The organism is uncultured Nitratireductor sp. (genome assembly GCF_913053745.1).
Taxonomy (GTDB): domain Bacteria; phylum Pseudomonadota; class Alphaproteobacteria; order Rhizobiales; family Rhizobiaceae; genus Nitratireductor.
In genome coordinates, this window is sequence record NZ_CAJXGF010000027.1 from 14,464 (window position 1) to 35,946 (window position 21,483).

A 21,483-nucleotide genomic window follows, 5' to 3' on the forward strand; every position below is an offset into this window, starting at 1 on the left:
TTCCTCTCTTGTCTCTACAAATCCTGCCGCGATGAAACTCTCGCGAGCGCAAAACAAAAAGGGCAGCCGCAGGGCCACCACAGTCGAGGCGGCTTATAGTGGAGCTTTCGAGCAAGGTCAACGCCTATTGGCGTCAAAGCGGCCCACTTAAAGGCACCGTCTCGTGTTTCCACCCGCAAGCAGCGAGATCCGGCAATCCTCGTTGCAGAAAGCCGGAAACCCAGAGTTCAATTCAGCGGTTTTTGAAGTTGGCGGATCGTTTTTCCGTGAATGCCGACATCCCTTCCTTTTGATCGTCGAGTGCGAACATGGCATGAAATACCCGCCGCTCGAAACGCAGCCCTTCGGCAAGGGTGGTTTCGTAGGATCTGTTCACCGCCTCTTTGGTCATCATCACCGCCGGCAGCGAAAAGCCGGCGATGGTTTCGGCGACTTTCAACGCCTCTTCGATCAATTCTCCGGGCGGAACGACACGCGACACCAGTCCCGTGCGCTCGGCTTCTTCGGCGTCCATGAAACGGCCCGTCAGACACATGTCCATGGCTTTGGATTTGCCGACGAAGCGGGTCAGCCGCTGCGAGCCGCCCATGCCGGGCATCACACCGAGCGTTATTTCCGGCTGACCGAATTTCGCGTTATCCGCGGCGATGATGAAATCGCACATCATGGCCAGTTCACAGCCGCCGCCGAGTGCATAGCCGGCCACAGCGGCGACGATGGGCTTGCGCACGCGGGTCAGCCCATCCCAGCCAGCGAACAGGTCTTCCATATAGGCGTCGACATAGGTTTTGGATGCCATTTCCTTGATGTCGGCTCCGGCGGCGAAGGCTTTTTCGGATCCGGTGAGGACGATGGCGCCCACCCGAGGATTTGTGTCGAACGCTTCGAGTGCGGCAACGACTTCCTCAAGGACCTTCGAGTTCAACGCGTTCAGTGCCTTCGGGCGGTTCAGAGTTATCAGGCCAACGCGTTCCCGCGTCTCCACCAAGATCGTTTCATAGGCCATAGTTTGCCGTCCTCTCCATATTCGTGAATTGCTAGCGCTGACAGTTCGGGCAGTAAAAGGTTGACCGGCCACCCTGTGCGATCCGGCGCACGGTGCCGTCGCAATCGTCACGGGCGCATTCTTGTCCCTCGCGGCTGTAGACGTTGAACGCATGCTGGAAATATCCAAGCGTCCCATCCGTTTTCACGTAGTCTCGCAGTGATGAGCCGCCGGCTGTGATCGCCTCTGCGATGACCGCGCGAATGGCGATTGCAAGCCGTTCGCATCGATCGGAGGTTGCGCGTTTTGCCACTATGGATTCGGCGCTGCGTTTCGGCGAAAGTCGCGCGCGCCATAGCGCCTCGCAGACATAGATATTGCCAAGCCCGGCAATCAACCGTTGATCCAGAAGCGCAGCCTTCAGCGGAGTGCGTTTGTCGCGCAGGCAGTTGGACAGCAGTGCACCGTCGAGCGCATTTCCGGTCGGCTCCGTTCCGAGGCTGGCGAGCAAGGGGTGGCTGTCGAGCCGTCCCTCGTCATGAAGCAGCATGAAACCGAACCGGCGCGGATCGTTGTAGATCACGCGCAGGCTGCGACCGTCGCCCGCCGTCAGATGAAACACGGCATGATCGTGCTTTTCCGCCTTGGAGCGCGGATGATGGAACGTGCCCGGCGTTTCTTGCTCATCGTCTTCCCGATCGACACGAAACGAGCCGGACATACCGAGATGACACAGCACCACGTCGGCGGTTTCGAGATGAATAAGCAGATACTTCGCGCGCCGTCCCAGCGCGATAATCTCCTGACCCTTGAGCCGTTCGGCAAAGCCCTTGGGAAACGGAAAACGCAGATCCGGACGCCGCAACTCGACGGAAACGATGTGCGCCCCTTCCATAATCGGCTGCAGACCTCGGCGGACGGTTTCGACCTCAGGCAATTCAGGCATGTCTGGAAAGCTCGCTCATGAAGGATCGACCATGACGCCCGGGCGCCAGGTCGAGATGTGCGGCCACGGTCTCGCCAATATCGGCAAAACTGTCGCGCAGGCCCACCGGGCCCGCTGGCAAGCCGGGTGCCACGCCAAGAATGGGCACGCGCTCGCGTGTGTGGTCATTGCCTTTCCATGTTGGATCGCAGCCGTGGTCAGCCGTCAGGATCAGCATGTCGCCCGGGCGCAGCATCTGCGTCACCTCGGGCAGGCGGGCATCGAATGCCTCAAGCGCGGCCGCATAGCCCGCCACGTCGCGACGATGACCATAGAGCGTGTCGAAATCCACGAAATTGGTGAAAACCAGATCGCCGTCGCCAGCATTTTCCATGGCGGTCAGCGTGGCATCGAACAGGGCCATATTGCCGGCTGCTTTATGCACCTGGCTCACCCCCTTATGCGCGAAAATGTCGCCGATCTTGCCAACCCCGATCACCTGGCCTCCGGCATCTTCGACACGGTCCAGAAGAGTGGGCTCCGGCGGTGGAACAGCGAAATCCCGGCGGTTGGCGGTGCGCTCGAAGGTTTCCGCGTCGTCTCCAACGAAGGGGCGGGCTATGACACGCCCGATGTTCAACGGATCGACAAGCCGACGCACAATCGCGCACAGTTCGTACAAGCGATCCAGTCCAAAAACGTCTTCGTGCGCCGCGATCTGAAAAACCGAGTCGGCGGATGTGTAGCAGATCGGTTTGCCTGAATGGATATGCTCCGCGCCCAGCCGGGCGATGATTTCGGTCCCCGAAGCGTGACAGTCTCCCAAAATACCCGGCAAATCCGCTTCACGGATGATAGCGTCGGTTAACGTTGCGGGAAATGTGGGCACGGTTTCGGGAAAGTATCCCCATTCGAACGTTACCGGCACACCGGCGATCTCCCAATGCCCCGAGGGTGTGTCTTTACCGCGTGAAACTTCAGATGCGGCGCCATAGAATCCAGTCGTCGAGCCGACCCTAGGGATTGGCTGATCCGCAGCGATCGCTGCGGCATGCATTAAACCAAGCGCCTTCATATTGGGGAGCTTGAGTGGTCCGGCGCGCAAGCCGGCATCGTCCGCACGGCCCTCGGCGCAAGCGACTTCGATATGCCCAAACGTATTGGCGCCGAGGCTGTCGAAGAGTTCGGCATCGGGCGCGTGCCCGATGCCGAAAGAATCCAGAACGAAAAGGAATGCGCGCGCCATATCCGCTCACCGTCGCTGCCCCGTTCCCAAAGACATAGAAGGGCGGCATGGTCTTTGCAATCGATCAGGTGTTGCTGGTTTGTGTCGGTTCAGCAATCGTCGCAGGGTATGGTGCTGCTCATGCGCGGACGCAAAAAGTAGCGCTCGCTCATTTGCAGATTGTCAAGGCTCAGCATAGCCGACACGCCGGCCGATTTCGCACCGTCCTTTGACCAGGTGAGGATGGGCTTGTAGCCCAGCGCGGTTGTCGCTCTGATGTAGAAAGCCCCTTCGATCATCAGCTCTGCCGGTAAGGTGGTGGTGCTGTCTTTTGCAAGGCCGGGCGCCGCAGTCCCGTCTTTCAGTTGACGGGACCAGACCACCCTGGCTTCGGGCGTGGTGTCGTCGGTCACCGTGATAGCGGTCAAGGTCACGGTCGGGCTCGAGCGCTTATAAGGTTTCATGATGGCGCCGCCGATTTTCATGATGGCATCGATCTCACTGGCCGTGATCGACGGCTGCTGGGCGACCAGGTCGCCGGCCATGCTGGCCGCTCGGTTGACCTTCTTGTTGACGTCGATCGCCTGACCGAATTCGAGAGTCAGAAAATACATCGCGAACAGGATCGGCGCGATAATGGCGAATTCGATGGCCGCCACGCCGCGCTTGTTGCGCGCGAAATCCCCTAGTGCGGACATGATGCCCGCCTGCACAGGCTTCGCTTTTTGATTGAAACTCATTGCCCGGTTCCCCACGACCTTTTGTGAACCTAGAACGGTTCGTTTTGCCAAGTGTTCGACGAAAAGAGCAGAAGCTTGCCGTCCGGGAGCCGATCCGCCAGCATGTTCGTCACAACCGGCCAGCGGTAATAAACACGCAGCATGTTTTTCGTCAGAGCCAGGCCGAGTTCGGTTTTCGTGTCGATGCTTCCATCCTCGTTGAAGCCGAGATTCGATTTTGCGGCGTCCTCGAACGTATCGAACTGCCGCAAATCGACCTCAAGGCCGGGACAGGTCTCTGACATGAGGATCGACATTCTCTCACAGAGCAACTCGCGGAGCCTCGCTTCGTTTACCTCGCTGCTGCGGATTTGCCCTGTGCGGAACAGCCGCGCGACATCATCTGTGGCATTGGCCACCAATTGCTGGGCCGCAAATCCAATGCAGGCCTCCAGAATCACGAATATTAGAAAGAAGAACGGCAGGCCGAGAAAGGCGACCTCTATCGCCGCCACACCTTCCTCGTTCTTGATGAAACGGCGCAGCATGCGGCGCCCGATCGGTGCGCGACATCGTCTGCGTTTTGTCTGGTCGCCCATATCCAGCCCCTGAGTGTGCGTTCGTCAGGGCACCATAGCCCGCTCCGGTTGCAATCCGGTTTTAGGGGCAGCTCAAATTGCGGTTTGTTTGTTTACGCTTTCAAAACCCTGCGCGTCGACAGACCGCTTCACAGCGAAGTCCGATGCCCGACCCGTTATTGCCCGGCGCTGATCTCCGCTTCCGAGGTGCGCTCGGCATCGGTCTTGTAGGAGCTTTCGCAGTAGGGCGTGCAGGAAAGGGTTTGCACGTTGGCACGGCGGTAAATGCGTACGGAACTGGCGGCCTGCCGGCTGACGACCACTTGTTCATCGACGATCGGCTGCCCGTCGATATCCAGAACGACGAGATTGGTCACGCCGAAACCCTTACCGGTGAGAACGATGGTCGTCGCATCCTGCACCGCGGCATCGGCAATCTCGGGATTGCCGATCACGATGGTGTCGGCTTCCCGTGCAAGCTTGACGATCTTCGCCTGGTTCATCACCACTTCAATGGCTGCCTCGTTGGCCGAAACGGCGCTCGGTAAAATCAGCAATCCTGCAAGCAGGCAGGCTGTCTTTAAAGCAAACCCGGTTCTAGAAAATACGGCACGCATCGTCCTGCTCCCCACGTCAAGCTGAAGAGACTATGAACATCATTGGTGAACCAAGGGTTAAACGCGCTGCCCTTCAGGAAGATCGCGTATTCATCCAGCGTATATATAATGTGTTTCGGCAATCCCTGCCCCGTTTAGGCGTGTTATGCCGCCGTTAACCAATGCTGGCGCTTTGGGCCGGCAAGACTTTGGTAAGGGTGTTTCTTAAGTAGGTTGAAAGAGCTCCCTCGTATGGTCAGGCCATCCGATCAACACGACAAAAACGTTGACGGTCTTGCTGACAAAAACGCGGAAGAGGAGTTTTACAAAATGGCTAATCTGTTTGCACGTTTCCTGAAAGACGAGTCCGGCGCCACCGCCATCGAATATGGCCTTCTGGCTGCCCTGATCGCGCTCGGCATTATCGCGGGTGCCACCACGATTGGCACGCAGATCGGCGCTACTTTCACGACGATCGGTGGTGATCTGACGACCGCCAACGGCGGCTAATCCACAAGGGCTTAGCCCGATCGGAAAAACCGTCTCTCAATCGAGAGACGGTTTTTCCATATTGGAGCGTTACTCGAAATCTGCTCCTGCAAGGCGTTTCACCAAGTCTTAAGCCCGTTCCCTCACACTCCAGGGGAAAATAGAGGCATATTCCAATGCTTGAAGCGGCTGTTTTCGTCATATTTCCATTCTGCATGGTGTTTGCGGCGATCTCCGACATCCTGTCGATGACGATTGCCAACCGTGTTTCGCTTATCCTGCTTGCGGCATTTCTGGTTCTCGCACCGTTTGCTGGTATGGAGTGGGCACAGATCGGGCTGCATCTGGCGGCCGGAGCGCTTGTGTTGTCCGCGACTTTCGTCCTGTTTGCGGTTGGCGGCATGGGAGGCGGAGACGCCAAATTGCTTGCCGCCACAGCTGTCTGGTTCGGGCTGAGCGTGGCGCTGATCCAGTACCTTGTGCTGGCATCGGTTTTCGGTGGTATTCTTACAGTCGCGTTGGTTTATTTCCGAAATTCACCTCTGGCCCATTTCACGGGCGGAAACGCTCTTTTGCAGCATCTGGCCAATGGAAAGGCCGGCGTCCCCTATGGCATCGCGCTCGGCATAGGCGGGCTTGTGACCTATCCGGAAACACCGCTCATGCAGTGGGCGCTGACTCGCTTGGCCGGTCTTTAGTCGCTTCGGGCGCGGTTCCGGACATTTCGAGCTATGAATTCTATCGCACCGCGATGTTTCATCGGGGTGTTTGCGTTCGTCGATACCTGCCGAATAATCGCTCAACTTTAAATTAATCATTTCTGTAAGCTTCGCGTTAACCATAATTTGACGATTGGCGCTCCATTCTCCGCTTCACGCAAGGGAAGTCCGAGTACGAGGGGCGGAGTCATGAGCAAATCCCGGATCGTCATCTTAGGAGTGGCCGTGCTGGCTGCCCTTGGCGCCGGTTATGTGGCCAAGAATCTGACGGCGCCGGCTCCGCAGCAGCCGATAGCGAGCGCGGGACCGGAGGAGCCGGCCATCGATCTGGTCGATGTCCTGGTCATTGGCCAGGACGTGCCCATGGGTACCGAGCTCGGCAGCGCCGTTAGCTGGCAGGCCTGGCCGACGGACAACATCAACGCCAACATGATCACCAGAAGCCAGAGCCCTGAAGCGCTGGAAGAGCTGCGCAGCTCCATTGCGCGTGTCGCGCTCTACACCGGCGAGCCACTCAGACGCTCCAAGCTGATCGGCGAGGGCATGAGCTTCATGTCGGCTATACTGCCCTCCGGCAAGCGCGCCGTCGCCACGCAGATCGCGGCGGACACCTCGGCAGGCGGTTTCATCCTTCCCAATGATTATGTCGACGTCATCATGACGCGCCGGTCGCAGGACAGCGGCACGGCAAACGGGTTCATCACCGAGACCATCCTCAAGAACATCAAGGTTCTGGCGATCGATCAGACCATTCAGGAGGATGAGGAAGGTCGCCGCGTCAAGGTGGGCGAGACCGCGACGCTCGAACTCACACCGGAGCAGGCAGAAATCATCACCGTTGCACAGCAGATGGCCGATCGTCTGACGCTGTCGTTACGGGCGATCACCGACACGAATGAAACAGCGGCAAATGATGGATCCTACCTCGTGACAGGCAGAGGGAGGGGCAACAGTGTCCGTTTGATCAAGTCCGGTGAAGTCACCGAGGTGGGAACCCGGAAATGATGAAAAGCGCGAATGAGGCGGGGGCCGTGAAAAAGTCGGGACGGGGTATGCGCAACAAGATGAAATTGACCGCACGCATTCTATTGGGATGCGCCACGGCGTTGGCCGCTCAGGCGGCCTTGCCGGCAGGGGCCGCGTTTGCGGACCAGAATGTTATCAAGGCGAGAGGCGGAAGCAGCACCAGCCAGCGTCTCAAGCTGGGTCTCAACAAATCGCTCGTGCTGGATTTACCCAGCGACGCTTATGACATACTCGTCGCGAATCCGTCGGTTGCCGATGCCGTAACGCGCACAGCGCGGCGAATCTATCTTTTCGGAAAGCAGGTCGGCGAAACGAATATCTTCGTGTTCGGCCCCAATGGCGAGCAGATTGCCAGTCTCGACGTGGCCGTGGAGCGCGATGTCGCCGGGCTTGAAGATTACCTGCAGCGATTCATCCCGAACTCCGACATCGAAGTCGAATTGATCAACGACAATGTGGTGCTTACCGGAACCGTCGAGACACCGCTCGACGCGTCTCGCGCCGCACAGTTGGCGCAAATCTTCGTGACCGGCGGTGAGGCGACGACCGGACAATACTCGCAGAGCGCGGCCGCGCCGACCGATGGTGGCGGTGTGGCGATCGACAACCCCGATCAGAAGCGCCAGGTCAGCAGCATCGTCAACATGCTGCAAATCATTGGAGAGGACCAGGTGACCCTGAAAGTCACGGTCGCCGAAGTCAGCCGTTCCGTCATGAAACAGCTTGGCGTGAACATGATAGGCTCGGGCAGCGCCGACGGTATTTCCTGGGGTGCCGTGGTGGACAACGCCTTCGGGCTTGGCAAGCCACTTTCTCCCACGCAGTTTTCGGTGGGCGGATCGCTGATCGACGCCTACATCAATGCGATGGAGCAGGCGGGCGTCATGAAAACGCTCGCCGAACCTGCACTGACCGCGGTTTCGGGAGAGAAAGCCACGTTTCGCGTCGGCGGTGAGTTCAACATTGTCACCTCTCAGGAGGTCGATCCCGATACCAACGCATTGAAATACGAAGTCGAAAAGATCGATTACGGCATCGGGCTCGAGTTCCTCCCGACGGTTCTTTCTGCCGGCCGGATCAGTCTGAAGATCCGCACCCAGGTCTCAGAGCCGACCATGCAGGGATCGGAGACCTTCTTTTCAGGTATGGGGCGCGGTCAGCGCTATCGCAACGCGTCTAGCATGAATGCGATTTCGATCCGTAAGCGCCTGGCCGACACCACGGTCGAGTTGCCGTCCGGCGGTTCGATGATGATCGCCGGCCTCGTGCAGGACGACGTGCGACAGGCTTTCAACGGCGTTCCCGGTCTCTCGAAGGTTCCGGTGCTCGGCGCCCTGTTTCGCAGCCGCGACTTTGTCCGCAACGAAACGGAACTGGTGATCATCGTCACGCCGTTCCTGTCGAAACCGACGGCGCGCACCGCGCTTTCGAAGCCTGACGACAATTTCACGCCGGCCAGCGATGGCGCGGGAATGTTCCTTGGGCGGGTCAACCGTGTCTACGGAACCATGAAAACCAACCTGCCCAACGGCCGCTACCACGGCGTTGTCGGCTACATCTACAAATGAGTTGGGGGAAGGTCATGCCGGGGGTGGTCATGATGAAGAACGGAACAGGCGGCGCTTCGCGGGCCAGGCTTGGCGGTAGGGTACTGATCGTCTGCGCCGCAGCGCTTCTGGCGGGGTGCGCCGCAAAGCGCGATTCGGTGATTGTCGGTTCGATACCGGACGATTATCGAACAAATCATCCGATCGTCATTTCGGAAAAGGCGCAGGAAATCGATCTGCCGATCGCTGTCTCCGCACGAAAGATGACACGCGACCAGATGGGTACGCTTGCCGGTTTCATGAGCGGATATGATCGGCGTTCCGGCGGCATGGTGTCCGTGCTCGTGCCCTCCGGCTCGGCAAACGAGCTGGGCGCCTCAAATGTCGCTTCCCAGATCACGGGCCTGCTTCAGAAACAGGGCGTTCCGGCGGAGAATATTTCCGTGGTCTCCTATCAGGCGCTGGCACCCGACACGGCGCCGCCGATCCGCGTCTCCTATCCGGTGATCAAGGCATCGACCGGTCCGTGCGGTCGCTGGCCGGAAGATATTCTCAACACCACGGACAACAAACTCTATGCGAATTTCGGTTGCTCCTATCAGAGCAATCTCGCTGCCCAGGTCGCCAATCCCAACGATTTCCTCGGCCCGCGCAAGCAGGGTGAGATCGATGCGGAAAACCGGATGGGTGTGATCGACAAGTATCGCGGTGCGGAAAGCATTTATGAGGCTGGCAAGGTCTCCAAGGAATTCCGGTCCGCCAGCGAGATCGGCTACTAGGCGAGGGGCATGACATGAGCAATCTGGCCTACGAAACGGATCACGACGATCTGTCCTCCGACGACGATACCTCGCCGTCGCTTCAAAAACTGCGACCGATCCCAAGGATATCGATCCAGGCGTTCTGCGAAACCGAAAGTGTCGCCAACCCCATCGAGAGGGCGGGCGAAGATCGTCGCATGGCGAAAACGCATCTCAAGGTGCACATGGGCGGTGTCGCGACCGCGGTCGAGTTCTATCAGACCGCAGCGACGCCGAACCTCGTGATCGTCGAATCCTCCAGCGAACCCAGGGAACTGCTTGCCTCGCTGGAGCAACTGGCAACGGTGTGCGATCCTTCGACGAAGGTCATCATCATCGGCCATTACAACGATGTCTGGCTCTACCGAGAACTCATCCGCGCCGGCATTTCGGAATATGTGGTTGCTCCGATCTCGATGGCGGACATCGTCAGTGTGATCGCCAACATTTTCGTTGATCCCGATGCCGAGCCCTTGGGGCATTCCATTGCATTCGTTGGCGCGAAAGGGGGCGTGGGCTCGTCCACCGTAGCCCATAACGTGGCCTGGGCGATCTCGAACCTCTTCGAGAACGAGGTTGTCGTCGCCGACCTGGATCTTCCTTTTGGCACGGCCAACATCAATTTCGACCAGGATCCGGCGCAAGGCATCGCCGAAGCGGTGTTCTCGCCCGAACGTATCGACGAAGTCTATCTCGACCGCCTGCTGGCGCAGTGCGCTGAGAGGCTTTCCCTGCTTGCAGCTCCGTCGACACTGGATCGCGTATACGATTTCGACCCGGAGGCCTTCGCGCAGATCATCGATACAACGCAGCGCACGGCGCCGGTTCTGGTTCTCGACGTGCCGCATGCCTGGAACGGATGGACGAAGACCACGCTCGCGCAGGCCGATGAGATCGTCATCACGGCCACGCCGGATCTTGCCAATCTGCGCAATACGAAAAACTTGATCGATACGCTGAAGACCCTGCGGCCCAACGACAAGCCACCTGTTCTCCTGCTCAATCAGGCAGGCATTCCAAAACGGCCGGAAATCTCGCTTGAGGATTTCGCCGAACCATTGGGTGTGATCCCTGCTGCGACGATCCCATTCGAACCGCAACTGTTCGGCAACGCGGCGAACAATGGGCGCATGTTGGGTGAAATGGATGCCAACAATCCGATTGTCGGGACGATCAACGAGCTCGCCCACGTGCTGACCGGTCGGCGCGATGTGAAGCCCAAAAAGAAGAGCGGCCTGTCCGGCATTCTGGACAAGTTGAAACGCAAGAGCTGATACGGATTGGTAGCGTCAGATGTTCGGAAAGAGAGGGACAGGTGTCCCGCATCCCGCAGCACCGCACACCGAAACCCCGAAAACCTTCTCGGGGGGCGCCGACGTATTGACGCCGGAACGACCGGCGGCGCCGCAGCAGCCGAAAGCGGACCTCACACCACGGGAGCCGACGGCTCGACCGCGTGAAGAAGCGCCCAAACCAACCTCTCCGGCGCCCGCGCGATCGCCGCAGCCGGCGCGTGCACGTAGCGAATCCTATTACGATACCAAGAGTCAGGTCTTCTCGGCCCTGATCGAGACCATCGATCTCTCCCAGCTCGCAAATCTCGACCCCGACAGCGCGCGTGAGGAAATTCGGGACATCGTCAATGACATCATCGCGATCAAGAACTTCGCGATGTCGATCTCCGAGCAGGAAGAATTGCTCGAAGACATCTGCAACGACGTTCTGGGGTACGGTCCGCTCGAGCCGCTTCTGGCGCGCGACGACATCGCCGATATCATGGTCAACGGCGCTAAGGATGTCTATATCGAGGTGAACGGCAAGGTCGAGCAGACCGGCGTGCGTTTCCGCGATAACCAGCAGCTTCTCAACATCTGCCAGCGCATCGTCAGCCAGGTGGGCCGTCGCGTCGACGAATCGAGCCCGATCTGCGATGCACGCCTGCCCGACGGTTCCCGTGTGAACGTTATTGCGCCTCCGCTGGCCATCGACGGCGCATCCCTCACCATTCGTAAGTTCAAGAAGGACAAGCTCACACTTGACCAGTTGGTTCGCTTCGGTGCGATTTCGCCGGAAGGGGCCGAAATACTGAAGATCATCGGCCGGGTGCGCTGCAATGTCCTGATCTCCGGCGGTACCGGTTCCGGTAAGACGACGCTGCTCAATTGCTTGACCAGCTTCATCGATCTCGACGAGCGCATCATCACCTGCGAGGACTCCGCCGAGCTGCAGCTCCAGCAACCGCATGTTGTTCGGCTTGAAACCCGTCCGCCCAATCTGGAGGGCGAGGGCGAGGTCACCATGCGAGACCTGGTGCGCAACTGCCTGCGCATGCGCCCCGAACGCATCATCGTTGGTGAGGTGCGCGGACCCGAGGTCTTCGATCTCCTGCAGGCCATGAACACGGGCCATGACGGCTCCATGGGAACCATCCACGCCAACAATCCGCGCGAATGCCTGAATCGCATCGAATCCATGGTCGCGATGGGTGGCTTCACGCTGCCGCAGCGCACGGTGCGCGAAATCATCGTCGGTTCGGTGGACGTGATTATCCAGGCGACGCGCCTGCGCGACGGTTCACGTCGTATCACCCATGTGACCGAGGTGATCGGGATGGAGGGCGATGTAATCATCACGCAGGATCTCATGCTCTACGACATGAAGGGTGAGGACGCGAACGGCAAGATCGTCGGTCAGCACGTATCGACCGGCATCGCGCGGCCGCATTTCTGGGACCGCGCCCGTTACTATGGTGAAGAACAGCGACTGGCGACCACGCTGGAAGCTATGGAAAGGAAGTCCGACTAATCATGTCCGTGACTTCCCTTTCCAATTGGAGCGGGTAAATCCATGTTCGGAATGGACATCACTCTCATCGCGTTCGTGCTTCTGGCCGGCTGCAGTGCCGGCGCGGTAGCGTATGCGCTGATGTTCAACAACATGGCCGCCGAGAAGAAGGTCGGCCGCCGGCTCGATACGGTCAAGCGGGCGCAGACCGATCAGATCGCTATCAAAGCTTCGCGGGACCGTGTGGCCGAAACGGCAAAACGGCGCAAATCCATTCAGGATTCGCTCAAGGATCTTGATGAGCGGCAGAAGAAGCGTGACAGCAAAGTGCGCAAACCGCCATTGAAAATGCAGCTCAAACAGGCAGGCATGGATCTGACACCGGAGCGCTTTCACATCGTCTCCGCTGTTTGCGGCCTGGTGTTTACCTTGATTATTTTCGTCTTGGGCGCTCCGCTTCTGGTTCTCCCCGGGGCTCTCATCGTCGGTGCATTCGGTTTGCCACGCTGGTTCGTTGCCTGGAAGCGCCGTGGTCGGGTCAAGGCGTTCCTGAACGAGTTTCCCAATTCGCTGGATGTGATCGTGCGGGCGGTGAAATCGGGTTTGCCGATCAACGACGGCATTCGCCTGATCGCAAGCGAATCCCAGGAGCCCGTGCGCACTGAGTTTCGACGGATCGTTGAAGCCCAGCAGATGGGTATCTCGACCCCGGAGGCGTGTATGAGGATGGGCGAGACGATGCCCTGCCCGGAAGCGAACTTCTTCGGCATCGTGATCCAGATCCAGTCGCAGGCGGGTGGCAATCTTTCCGAAGCGCTGTCCAATCTGTCGCGCGTTCTGCGCAACCGCAAGAAAATGAAAGCGAAGGTGCAGGCCCTGTCGATGGAAGCGAAGGCATCGGCCATCATCATCGGTGCACTGCCTTTTGTGGTAGCGTTTCTCGTCTACCTTACCAGCCCGACCTATATCACCCCGCTCTTCACGACGAGCATGGGGCATCTGATCCTTGGCTTTTCGGCGCTGTGGATGACAATCGGCATTCTCGTGATGCGGAACATGATCAATTTCGAGGTTTAGACAATGCCCGCGGATGCCGTCGGAAATATCATCGATCCCAGTTTCCTGATCGCAATTCTGGTTGCGGTTGCGGTTTTTGCGACCGTTTTCACCCTTTTGCCGGCGTTCGGCGGCGATCCGCTGAAATCGCGCATGAAAAGCGTGGCGCTGGAGCGCGAGGAACTACGGGCCAGGCAACGTGCACGTCTGGCCGCCGAAGCGGACAAGCGTCGGCGCGGTCTGCGCGAGCACCAATCCGAAGGAATGCGCGCGATCGTGGATCGGCTCGATCTGCGACGGGCGCTCGCCGACGACGCGGCCGTCGCCAAACTGCGTACAGCCGGTTTTCGGGGTCAGAACCCGCTGACGAAATTTCTGTTCTTTCGTCTCGTTCTTCCGTTCGCGACGCTGCTGCTCGCAATCGTTTATATCTTTGTGCTCGGGGGGCTTCCCGATCAGCCCCTCTTTGTGAAGTTATTTGTCTGTATCATTGCCGCTTATGCGGGTTTTTATATGCCCGTGCTTTACGTGAGCAATCTTGCGGCAAAACGAAAAAAATCCATTCAGCTCGCATGGCCCGACGCGCTCGACCTGATGTTGATCTGTGTTGAATCGGGCATGTCCATCGAAGCGGCTTTCCGCCGGGTGGCGGATGAGATCGGTGCTCAATCCGTTGCGCTGGCCGAGGAGTTGGTGCTCACGAATGCCGAGCTTTCGTTTTTGCAGGAGCGTCGCCAGGCTTATGAGAACTTCGCTGCGCGCACGGGGCTGGAAACCGTGAAGAGCGTCACTCAGGCGCTGATCCAGGCAGAACGCTACGGCACACCTGTCAGCCACGCGCTTCGGGTGCTGGCCGACGAAAGCCGAGAAATGCGCATGAACGAGGCGGAAAAGAAGGCTGCCGCTTTGCCGCCGAAGCTTACCGTTCCGATGATTCTTTTCTTTATCCCCGTTTTGTTTGCCGTCATCCTCGGACCGGCCGGCATCCAGATCAAACAGCAAGGGCTGTTCTAAGATGATGAAAAAGGCCGCTTAAAGCGGCCTTTTTCAGATCAACCGGTGAAAGATAGAACCGTTTATCGGCGCTTCTCCTTTTGGTCGTCGGAGATTTGGCTCCAAGCATTCTGCTGGGAGAGCATGGAGCGCAGGTAGGCGACGTTGGCTTCGGCTTGTTCGGGCGAAAGCTCTTGCCGGGCCAATTGCTCTGCCTCGCCGAATCGTCCCTGAAGACCGACGACAAGAGCCAGGTTTTGTCGGACACGGCTGTCGGAGCCAGGGGCTTGGGCAGCCTGCCGCATGTGTTGTTCGGCGGATTTGAGATTTCCTTCGAGCAGATAGGACATACCCAGATTGGAGAGTACGGACGGCTCGTTCGGTTGCAGGCTCAAGGCTTGACGATAGAGCGCCCGCGCAGCTTCTTTCTCGCCGAGTTGATCGAGTATCGCGCCTTCTGCCGATTGCAGGCGCCAGTCCGGATATTCCGGTGTTTGGGCGCGACGGACCGCATCGAGCGCCGGCTGCAATTCGCCGGCTGCGGCAAGCGCCTTGCCATAGGCCGCAAGAACCTGCCGATCTGTCGGATGGTCGATGGCGAGCTTCCGCATCACCGCCAGGGACTGGTCGACGCGTCCGGTCATCTGCAGCACCGAGGCGTAGCGGAGCGCTGTTGCCTTGTCCTTGGTGTTCTGGGTGTAGGCGCGTCCGAGAGATGCCGCCGCATCCCGCAATTGCGGTTCGCTCATATTTGAGACACTGGACGCGGCCTTTGGCGTACTGCGGCTGACCGAGCCGGTGGTTATCCGGTCCTTGGCGCAGCCGGCGACTGCGACTGCCATAACCAGCGCAAGTGCCGTCATGGTTATTTTGTTTGCGGTTGCATTCGTGCGCTGTTCGGTAAACATCAGCCCCGCGCCCTCCGATTGGCTTCGGCCGCCCTCCGGCCAACTCTCGAAGAGAGAAATAATCTGTTAACCCTAACGGAGCGTTAAAACGCTTCATGAAATGAAAACGAGGAGACAACAAATGCCCGTCACGCTCCTGAGGTCGAAAGAGGCTTCATCGCTCCCGGTCTATACGGTAAAGGCGGATGGTCTCGATGTCTGCGATGCACCGAAAGGGGCAATAGCGTGGGCGCGGTCGAACGGTTTTACGGGTGTAGCGGGCAAGGTCTTGGCAATCCCCGGAGAAAAGGGAGCGCTCGCGGGTGCGTTCTTTGGCCTTGGCAAATCGGACGCCGCCAATCCACTCGCTGCCGGTGGGCTGGCCCGCCTTCTGCCTGAAGGCGACTGGCATTTCGCCGGCCAACCGGCCGAGGCCGAACTGGCAACCCTCGGTTTGATGTTGGGCTCCTATGCGTTCACCCGCTATGGCAAGAAACCCCGGAATACGCTTCGCTTTGCGGTTCCGGATGGAGTCGATACAGGCCGCGTCCAGCGTCTGGCCGAAGGCAGCTTTCTGGCGCGCGATCTGATTAACACGCCGGCTGGTGACATGGGCCCCGACGCACTGGAAACTGCGGTGCGGACGCTGGCGGAAGAGCACGGCGCGGCCATGACGGTCACTCTCGGCGACGCGCTTTTGAAAGACAACCTGCCGATGATCCATGCGGTCGGCCGGGCGGCCGAGGCCGCACCACGCTTGCTCGATCTGCGCTGGGGGCGTGAAGACGCGCCGAAGGTCACGCTGGTGGGCAAGGGCGTCTGCTTCGACACCGGCGGCCTCGACCTGAAGCCGGCCGCCGGCATGCTGCTCATGAAAAAGGATATGGGCGGCGCAGCGAACGTGCTCGGGCTCGCCTCGATGATCATGGCTTCGAAACTCGACATCCGCCTGCGGGTTCTTATTCCGGCGGTTGAAAACGCCGTCGCCGGTAACGCCTTTCGGCCGGGCGATATCCTGACGAGCCGCAAAGGACTTACCGTCGAGGTCGGCAACACCGATGCTGAGGGTCGCTTGGTTCTGGCCGATGCACTGACACTGGCCGATGAGGAGACGCCGGAACTTCTGATCGACATGGCGACGCTCACGGGCGCGGCACGTGTCGCGCTCGGACCGGACGTGCCGCCTTTCTACACCGACGATGAAGCGCTTGCGGAGGCGTTGACACGAGCCTCCGAGACGGTGGCGGATCCGCTCTGGCGCATGCCTTTGTGGAAGCCATACCTGTCGCGCATCGACTCGAAGATCGCCGACATGAACAACGTATCGCTCGACGGTTTTGCAGGTTCGCCGATTGCCGGTCTGTTCCTCGGTCGTTTCGTGGAGAAGTCGAAAAGCTGGGCGCATTTCGACATCTATGGATGGAACCCGACCGATAAGCCCTATTCGCCCGTCGGTGGCGAGGCACAGGGCATTCGTGCGATCGAACATGTTCTGGCGAACCGTTACGGCAAATAGAGACGCTTGCTTCGGCACGCCTTTCGCGGCATGAATGGAACGGAACCGAAACGGTTTTGGGTCGTCCTTCGCGAAAGCGCGCCGGCAGGATGGCCGGAAGCGGGACAGGAAAGGGCATGTCCATTCATTTGAGGCCGAGCCAGGCACTGCGGTTGTGGCAGCAGGTCAGTTTGATCGAGGTGCGTGGCAAGGCGCCTGACCTGACTGAGCGTCAACTTGCAATCCTGCTGACAATCTATCTGGACCCGCCGCCGCACACCGTGCGGGGGTTGGCCGAAAAACTGGACGTATCGAAACCCGTCATTACCCGCGCTCTCGACACGATGGGCGCACTGAAATTCGTTTCGCGCCACCGCGATACGGCCGATCGCCGCAATGTTCTTATCAAGCGCACCGTTGAGGGCGCGCTGTTCGTGGAGCGGTTCGGCGACGTGGTGGTGGCCAAAGCAGCGGAGCTATCGTTATGACCAAACTTGACCGCCGCCTCCACGCCCATAGACCGGACCTTGCCGATGATCGCCTCAAAGGCAAAATCGATGCGGACCGCTTCATCGCCGGCACATCAGCGCGCATCAGCGGGCCAGTCGTCGACGTGCGCAGTGCGCCGCGCCTCGATGCCGGTATCGACACCCAGTTTCTTTGTGGCGATACGGTGCGGGTTTTCGAGCGCCGCGACGGCTGGGCATGGGTGCAGGCGGACCATGACAACTATGTGGGATACGTTAATGCGGCTTCTCTTGCCGGGAACGATGTGGCGCCCACACATCGCGTGACCGCGCAGCGTAGTTTCGTCTATCCCGAACCGGAGCTGAAGACACCGGCTGTTGCCGTGCATAGTCTTGGTGCCGGGGTGAGCGTGACGGAGGAGGTCGAGAACCGGGGTACGCGCTATGCGCTTCTCGCCACAGGCGGTGCGATGTTCGCCGGACATTTGCAGCCGCTTGACGTTCACGACGATGACTACGTCACTGTTGCGGAGGCCTTCCTGCACACGCCCTATCTGTGGGGCGGGACAAGCGGTCACGGGATCGATTGTTCAGGTCTTGTGCAGCTCTCCATGCGCATGGCTGGAAAATCGGTTCTGCGCGATACGGACATGCAGGCCGAGAGCATCGGCATGCTGTTTGAGCCTGGCGAAAGCCAACTCAGGCGCGGCGATCTCGTGTTCTGGAAGGGACACGTGGCGATCATGCTCGATCACGAGCTGATGCTGCATGCCAACGGCAATACCATGACCGTCGCGCGTGAGCCTTTGAAAGAGGCCATCGCGCGGATCGAGCGCCTCTATGGCCGGCCGACGCATTACCGTCGGCCGGCGTAGTCCGGAATCAGTAGCCGGCTTTGCGGTCGACGAGATTGCGAAGCGGTTCGCCGCGCTCGAATGCATCCATCTGCTGCAGCATGGGCGGCACCAGATGGGCCGGGTCGGATGTAGCGGCCGCATGCGGTGTGACGAAAACCCGTGCATGTCCCCACAGAGGGCTTTCCGGCGCCAGAGGCTCTCGCTCGAACACATCGAGACTCGCTTCCTTCAACACGTCGTCTTCCAGCGCGCGCAGAATGTCGGTTTCGCGTTGCAACCGGCCACGGCCGGCATTGATGAGGCAGGGACCACCGAGCGGGCCATCTTGCCGTAGGCGCGAAAGCAGCGAATAGTCCACAATGCCTTCTGTTGCCGGCGTCAGCGGCAGAAGGACGACCAGAATGTCGGTGGCGTTGAGGAACGGTGTGAGCCCGTCTTCTCCATGATAGGAGTTGATGCCCTCGATCTCCTTGGGATTGCGACTCCAGCCGTTTATCGAAAAGCCCAGCGCAAGCAATGCCTGTGCCGCGCGCGCACCGAGCTGGCCGAGCCCCATAATGCCGACCGATACTTCGTTGGCGGGTGGTTGGCGTGGCTCGTGCCAGACTTTCTTCGTCTGCTGTGCCCTGTAGAGCGCGCCCTGGCGGTGATGGTCGAGCACCCGCCAGTTCACATATTCGCACATATATTGGGTGAGGTTGTCCGCCACCACGCGAACGATGGGCACGTCCGGCACCTGATCGTCGGCGAAGATGTGATCGACGCCGGCACCTATGGAAAAGATTGCCTTGAGGTTCGGCAATTTGGCGAGCACACCCGGTTGCTGTTTCCACACCACCGCATAGTCGATGGATGGGTCGGCCGCGCCAGCGGGTTCCAGCACGACATCTCGATCCCTAGACAGAAGATCGTACCAGCGTTGCGGATTGAAGCCGGTAACGGACAGAAGGACGCGGCCGCGTTCCGGTATACTCATGGTTTGCCCCTCGGATTTATTCGCTGACCACACCTCCCGGTGTGGCTTCGATGTTGAACGCGGCTGCGATCAGCGCGCGTGTGTAGTCGGTCTGCGGCGCATCGAAAATCTGTTCCGCGGGACCGGCCTCTACCACCTTGCCAGCACGCATGACGATAACCTCGTTGGCGAGCGCACGCACCACCTTCAGGTCGTGACTGATGAACAGATAGGCCAGATTGTGCCGCTTCTGCAAATCGCGCAAGAGGTCCACCACCTGCGCTTGAACACTCATGTCGAGAGCCGAAGTGGGCTCGTCCAGCATCACGAAACGCGGTTTGAGAACCATGGCGCGCGCAATGGCGATGCGCTGGCGCTGACCTCCAGAGAATTCGTGCGGGTAGCGGAACCGGGAGCCAGGGTCGAGATCGACTTCCTTCAGGACGTCGACCACCATGGCGTCGCGCTCTTCGGCTGAAAGACCGGGCTCGTGAATGCGCAGACCTTCCTGGATGATCTCGGCAACGGACATCCGGGGGCTGAGCGAACCGTAAGGATCCTGGAAAACCACCTGCAGCGCATGGCGGTATGGACGCATCTGGCGGAAACTGAGCTGGTCGATCTCCCCGCCGGCAAAACGGATATGACCCTCGGAGCCGATCATGCGTGCAAGGGCCAGGCCGAGCGTCGTCTTGCCCGAGCCGGATTCGCCCACCACGCCGAGCGTCTGGCCCGCCCGCACCGTGACGTCGACCCCGTCGACACCTTTGATGTAGTCGACCGTGCGGCGCAGTATCCCTTTCTTCACCGGGAACCAGACCTTGATCCGGTCGCCTTCCATTACCGTTTCCGCTGTTGGGTCCGCCTTGGGCGGGCGGCCCTTTGGTTCGGCTTCGATGAGATGGCGTGTATAGGCGTGCTGCGGGTCGGTGAATATCTGTTCCGTGGGACCGCTTTCCACGATCTTGCCGTCCGTCATGACACAGACGCGGTCCGCCACCTTGCGCACGATGCCGAGATCGTGGGTGATAAACAGCATCGACATGGACTTCTTGCGACGCAGTTTGGCCAGTAGCTCGAGAATTTGCGCCTGCACCGTCACGTCGAGCGCGGTGGTCGGTTCATCGGCAATCAAAAGATCTGGCTCATTGGCGAGCGCCATGGCGATCATCACGCGCTGGCGTTGACCTCCGGAAAGCTGATGGGGAAAGGAATCGAGTCGCTTTTCCGGATCGCGGATGCCGACTTGCCTCAGGAGTTCCAGCGTGCGCTCCCGCGCTGCTTTGTCGCTCATACCATGATGCAGTTTGAGCATCTCGCCGACCTGCCGCTCGATGGTGTGTAGCGGATTGAGTGAGGTCATCGGCTCCTGAAAGATCATGGAGATTTCGTTGCCGCGAACCTTGCGTTGCGTCGCTTCGTCGGCCGAGAGCAGGTCGACGCCGTTATAGAAAATCTCGCCTGAGGGATGGCTTGCCGCCGGATAGGGAAGAAGCTTCAAAACCGACAGAGCCGAAACAGACTTGCCGGAGCCGGATTCACCAACCAGCGCGACCGTCTCGCCACGTGCGATGTCGAAGGAGATGCGGTCGACGGCGAGCGTCTCTTGATCACCTTGGGTGAACGAGACCGAGAGATCGCGGATCGAAAGGAGGGGGGTCTCACTCATTTGAACGTCTTCCGCGGGTCGAAGGCGTCGCGCACCGCCTCGCCGATGAAGACCAGCAGGCTCAGCATGATGGCGATGGAGAAGAAGCCGGTCAGGCCCAGCCAGGGGGCGGCCAGATTCTCCTTGCCCTGCTTCAACAGCTCGCCCAGCGAGGCCGAGCCGGCGGGCAGGCCGAAGCCGAGGAAGTCGAGAGAGGTCAGTGCGGTGATGGCGCTCGACAGGGTGAAGGGCAGGAAGGTGATGGTGGCGACCATGGCGTTGGGCAGCACGTGGCGGAACATGATCACCGGGTTGCTGGCGCCCAGGGCGCGGGCGGCGCGCACGTAGTCGAAGTTGCGCGCGCGCAGGAATTCCGCGCGCACCACGCCGACGAAGCCCATCCAGGAGAACAGCAGCATGATGCCCAGCAGCCACCAGAAGTTCGGTACCACCACGCTGGCCAGGATGATCAGCAGGTAGAGGGTCGGCAGGCCGGACCAGATCTCCATGAAGCGCTGGAACAGCAGGTCGGTCCAGCCGCCAAAGTAGCCCTGCACGGCGCCGGCGGAGACGCCGATGACCGCTGAGAAGGCGGCCAGCACCAGACCGAAGACGACGGAGATGCGGAAGCCGTAGATGAGCCGCGCCACCACGTCGCGGGCCTGGTCGTCGGTGCCCAGCCAGTGCGCGGCGCTGGGCGGCGAGGGCGCGGGGTCCGGCAGGTCCCAGGAA

22 protein-coding genes are annotated in these 21,483 nt (G+C 59.8%); 12 read left to right on the plus strand and 10 right to left on the minus strand.

Going from position 1 to position 21,483, the window contains the following annotated elements:
- Nucleotides 1-232: 232 nt before the first annotated feature.
- The 6 genes from QZ638_RS06620 to QZ638_RS06645 form a co-directional block, all read right to left on the minus strand.
- Complete coding sequence (locus tag QZ638_RS06620) at nt 233-1,006, minus strand: enoyl-CoA hydratase (RefSeq protein ID WP_295808223.1); 774 nt, start codon at nt 1,004-1,006, stop codon at nt 233-235.
- A 31-nt stretch (nt 1,007-1,037) separates the two neighbouring features.
- Complete coding sequence (mutM, locus tag QZ638_RS06625; RefSeq protein WP_295808224.1) at nt 1,038-1,931, minus strand: bifunctional DNA-formamidopyrimidine glycosylase/DNA-(apurinic or apyrimidinic site) lyase; 894 nt, start codon at nt 1,929-1,931, stop codon at nt 1,038-1,040.
- Complete coding sequence (locus tag QZ638_RS06630) at nt 1,924-3,156, minus strand: phosphopentomutase (RefSeq protein ID WP_295808225.1); 1,233 nt, start codon at nt 3,154-3,156, stop codon at nt 1,924-1,926. The genes mutM and QZ638_RS06630 overlap by 8 nt, the downstream gene beginning before the upstream one ends.
- A gap of 89 nt (nt 3,157-3,245) precedes the next feature.
- Nucleotides 3,246-3,926 (minus strand): TadE/TadG family type IV pilus assembly protein, encoded by a 681-nt coding sequence (locus tag QZ638_RS06635; protein ID WP_295808226.1) that lies wholly within the window; start codon nt 3,924-3,926, stop codon nt 3,246-3,248.
- Nucleotides 3,905-4,453: a TadE/TadG family type IV pilus assembly protein gene (locus QZ638_RS06640; RefSeq protein ID WP_295808227.1), complete on the minus strand. Its 549-nt coding sequence runs from the start codon at nt 4,451-4,453 to the stop codon at nt 3,905-3,907. The genes QZ638_RS06635 and QZ638_RS06640 overlap by 22 nt, the downstream gene beginning before the upstream one ends.
- A 155-nt stretch (nt 4,454-4,608) precedes the next feature.
- A complete protein-coding gene (locus tag QZ638_RS06645) occupies nt 4,609-5,049 on the minus strand; it encodes a pilus assembly protein N-terminal domain-containing protein (protein WP_295808229.1) in 441 nt (146 codons plus the stop codon).
- A 309-nt stretch (nt 5,050-5,358) separates the two neighbouring features.
- On the opposite strand from QZ638_RS06645, the gene QZ638_RS06650 reads away from it, so the two are divergent.
- The 9 genes from QZ638_RS06650 to QZ638_RS06690 all read left to right on the plus strand — a co-directional run bounded on the left by QZ638_RS06650 (nt 5,359) and on the right by QZ638_RS06690 (nt 14,463).
- The gene (locus QZ638_RS06650; protein WP_295808230.1) at nt 5,359-5,538 is read left to right on the plus strand and encodes a Flp family type IVb pilin; all 180 of its coding nucleotides are present in this window, start codon (nt 5,359-5,361) and stop codon (nt 5,536-5,538) included.
- A 155-nt stretch (nt 5,539-5,693) separates the two neighbouring features.
- Entirely contained in the window at nt 5,694-6,215 is a 522-nt protein-coding gene (locus tag QZ638_RS06655) for a prepilin peptidase (RefSeq protein ID WP_295808231.1), read from the plus strand.
- Between the two features lie 210 nt (nt 6,216-6,425).
- The gene (gene cpaB, locus QZ638_RS06660; protein ID WP_295808232.1) at nt 6,426-7,241 is read left to right on the plus strand and encodes a Flp pilus assembly protein CpaB; all 816 of its coding nucleotides are present in this window, start codon (nt 6,426-6,428) and stop codon (nt 7,239-7,241) included.
- Entirely contained in the window at nt 7,241-8,830 is a 1,590-nt protein-coding gene (locus QZ638_RS06665; protein ID WP_295808252.1) for a type II and III secretion system protein family protein, read from the plus strand. Before cpaB ends, QZ638_RS06665 begins: the two co-directional genes overlap by 1 nt.
- 14 nt (nt 8,831-8,844) lie before the next feature.
- A complete protein-coding gene (locus tag QZ638_RS06670) occupies nt 8,845-9,588 on the plus strand; it encodes a CpaD family pilus assembly lipoprotein (RefSeq protein WP_295808234.1) in 744 nt (247 codons plus the stop codon).
- Nucleotides 9,589-9,602: 14 nt separating this feature from the next.
- Complete coding sequence (locus QZ638_RS06675) at nt 9,603-10,883, plus strand: CpaE family protein (RefSeq protein ID WP_295808236.1); 1,281 nt, start codon at nt 9,603-9,605, stop codon at nt 10,881-10,883.
- 19 nt (nt 10,884-10,902) lie between these two features.
- Nucleotides 10,903-12,414 (plus strand): ATPase, T2SS/T4P/T4SS family, encoded by a 1,512-nt coding sequence (locus QZ638_RS06680; protein WP_295808237.1) that lies wholly within the window; start codon nt 10,903-10,905, stop codon nt 12,412-12,414.
- 42 nt (nt 12,415-12,456) lie between these two features.
- Nucleotides 12,457-13,470, plus strand: a complete 1,014-nt coding sequence (locus tag QZ638_RS06685; RefSeq protein WP_295808239.1) for a type II secretion system F family protein — start codon at nt 12,457-12,459, stop codon at nt 13,468-13,470.
- A gap of 3 nt (nt 13,471-13,473) precedes the next feature.
- Nucleotides 13,474-14,463: a type II secretion system F family protein gene (locus tag QZ638_RS06690; protein WP_295808240.1), complete on the plus strand. Its 990-nt coding sequence runs from the start codon at nt 13,474-13,476 to the stop codon at nt 14,461-14,463.
- Nucleotides 14,464-14,525: 62 nt separating this feature from the next.
- On the opposite strand, the gene QZ638_RS06695 is transcribed toward QZ638_RS06690, so the two are convergent.
- Complete coding sequence (locus QZ638_RS06695) at nt 14,526-15,350, minus strand: tetratricopeptide repeat protein (RefSeq protein WP_295808241.1); 825 nt, start codon at nt 15,348-15,350, stop codon at nt 14,526-14,528.
- A 121-nt stretch (nt 15,351-15,471) separates the two neighbouring features.
- Between QZ638_RS06695 and QZ638_RS06700 the strand changes: the two genes are divergently transcribed.
- The 3 genes from QZ638_RS06700 (at nt 15,472) to QZ638_RS06710 (ending at nt 18,166) form a co-directional block, all read left to right on the plus strand.
- Nucleotides 15,472-16,845, plus strand: a complete 1,374-nt coding sequence (locus tag QZ638_RS06700; RefSeq protein ID WP_295808243.1) for a M17 family metallopeptidase — start codon at nt 15,472-15,474, stop codon at nt 16,843-16,845.
- Between the two features lie 116 nt (nt 16,846-16,961).
- Nucleotides 16,962-17,312 (plus strand): MarR family transcriptional regulator, encoded by a 351-nt coding sequence (locus QZ638_RS06705; RefSeq protein ID WP_295808244.1) that lies wholly within the window; start codon nt 16,962-16,964, stop codon nt 17,310-17,312.
- Nucleotides 17,309-18,166, plus strand: a complete 858-nt coding sequence (locus tag QZ638_RS06710) for an NlpC/P60 family protein (protein WP_295808245.1) — start codon at nt 17,309-17,311, stop codon at nt 18,164-18,166. Before QZ638_RS06705 ends, QZ638_RS06710 begins: the two co-directional genes overlap by 4 nt.
- A gap of 7 nt (nt 18,167-18,173) precedes the next feature.
- Here the strand turns inward: QZ638_RS06710 and QZ638_RS06715 are convergent, their stop codons facing one another.
- The 3 genes from QZ638_RS06715 to QZ638_RS06725 form a co-directional block, all read right to left on the minus strand.
- A complete protein-coding gene (locus QZ638_RS06715; protein WP_295808247.1) occupies nt 18,174-19,124 on the minus strand; it encodes a glyoxylate/hydroxypyruvate reductase A in 951 nt (316 codons plus the stop codon).
- A 16-nt stretch (nt 19,125-19,140) separates the two neighbouring features.
- On the minus strand, nt 19,141-20,772 hold the full coding sequence (locus QZ638_RS06720) for an ABC transporter ATP-binding protein (RefSeq protein WP_295808249.1): 1,632 nt from the start codon (nt 20,770-20,772) through the stop codon (nt 19,141-19,143).
- Nucleotides 20,769-21,483, minus strand: a 715-nt coding sequence (locus QZ638_RS06725; protein WP_295808251.1) for an ABC transporter permease, incomplete at its 5' end; no start/stop codon positions are given. The genes QZ638_RS06720 and QZ638_RS06725, both read right to left, overlap by 4 nt.

Bases quoted from the DNA above. Each gene is read 5' to 3' on its own strand.
- QZ638_RS06695 (WP_295808241.1), bottom strand. From the start codon at position 15,350: ATGTTTACCGAACAGCGCACGAATGCAACCGCAAACAAAATAACCATG.
- QZ638_RS06620 (WP_295808223.1), bottom strand. From the start codon at position 1,006: ATGGCCTATGAAACGATCTTGGTGGAGACGCGGGAACGCGTTGGCCTG.
- QZ638_RS06680 (WP_295808237.1), top strand. From the start codon at position 10,903: ATGTTCGGAAAGAGAGGGACAGGTGTCCCGCATCCCGCAGCACCGCAC.
- QZ638_RS06650 (WP_295808230.1), top strand. From the start codon at position 5,359: ATGGCTAATCTGTTTGCACGTTTCCTGAAAGACGAGTCCGGCGCCACC.
- QZ638_RS06675 (WP_295808236.1), top strand. From the start codon at position 9,603: ATGAGCAATCTGGCCTACGAAACGGATCACGACGATCTGTCCTCCGAC.
- QZ638_RS06640 (WP_295808227.1), bottom strand. From the start codon at position 4,453: ATGGGCGACCAGACAAAACGCAGACGATGTCGCGCACCGATCGGGCGC.
- QZ638_RS06715 (WP_295808247.1), bottom strand. From the start codon at position 19,124: ATGAGTATACCGGAACGCGGCCGCGTCCTTCTGTCCGTTACCGGCTTC.
- QZ638_RS06705 (WP_295808244.1), top strand. From the start codon at position 16,962: ATGTCCATTCATTTGAGGCCGAGCCAGGCACTGCGGTTGTGGCAGCAG.
- QZ638_RS06710 (WP_295808245.1), top strand. From the start codon at position 17,309: ATGACCAAACTTGACCGCCGCCTCCACGCCCATAGACCGGACCTTGCC.
- mutM (WP_295808224.1), bottom strand. From the start codon at position 1,931: ATGCCTGAATTGCCTGAGGTCGAAACCGTCCGCCGAGGTCTGCAGCCG.
- cpaB (WP_295808232.1), top strand. From the start codon at position 6,426: ATGAGCAAATCCCGGATCGTCATCTTAGGAGTGGCCGTGCTGGCTGCC.
- QZ638_RS06685 (WP_295808239.1), top strand. From the start codon at position 12,457: ATGTTCGGAATGGACATCACTCTCATCGCGTTCGTGCTTCTGGCCGGC.
- QZ638_RS06655 (WP_295808231.1), top strand. From the start codon at position 5,694: ATGCTTGAAGCGGCTGTTTTCGTCATATTTCCATTCTGCATGGTGTTT.
- QZ638_RS06670 (WP_295808234.1), top strand. From the start codon at position 8,845: ATGCCGGGGGTGGTCATGATGAAGAACGGAACAGGCGGCGCTTCGCGG.
- QZ638_RS06665 (WP_295808252.1), top strand. From the start codon at position 7,241: ATGAAAAGCGCGAATGAGGCGGGGGCCGTGAAAAAGTCGGGACGGGGT.
- QZ638_RS06630 (WP_295808225.1), bottom strand. From the start codon at position 3,156: ATGGCGCGCGCATTCCTTTTCGTTCTGGATTCTTTCGGCATCGGGCAC.
- QZ638_RS06690 (WP_295808240.1), top strand. From the start codon at position 13,474: ATGCCCGCGGATGCCGTCGGAAATATCATCGATCCCAGTTTCCTGATC.
- QZ638_RS06720 (WP_295808249.1), bottom strand. From the start codon at position 20,772: ATGAGTGAGACCCCCCTCCTTTCGATCCGCGATCTCTCGGTCTCGTTC.
- QZ638_RS06700 (WP_295808243.1), top strand. From the start codon at position 15,472: ATGCCCGTCACGCTCCTGAGGTCGAAAGAGGCTTCATCGCTCCCGGTC.
- QZ638_RS06645 (WP_295808229.1), bottom strand. From the start codon at position 5,049: ATGCGTGCCGTATTTTCTAGAACCGGGTTTGCTTTAAAGACAGCCTGC.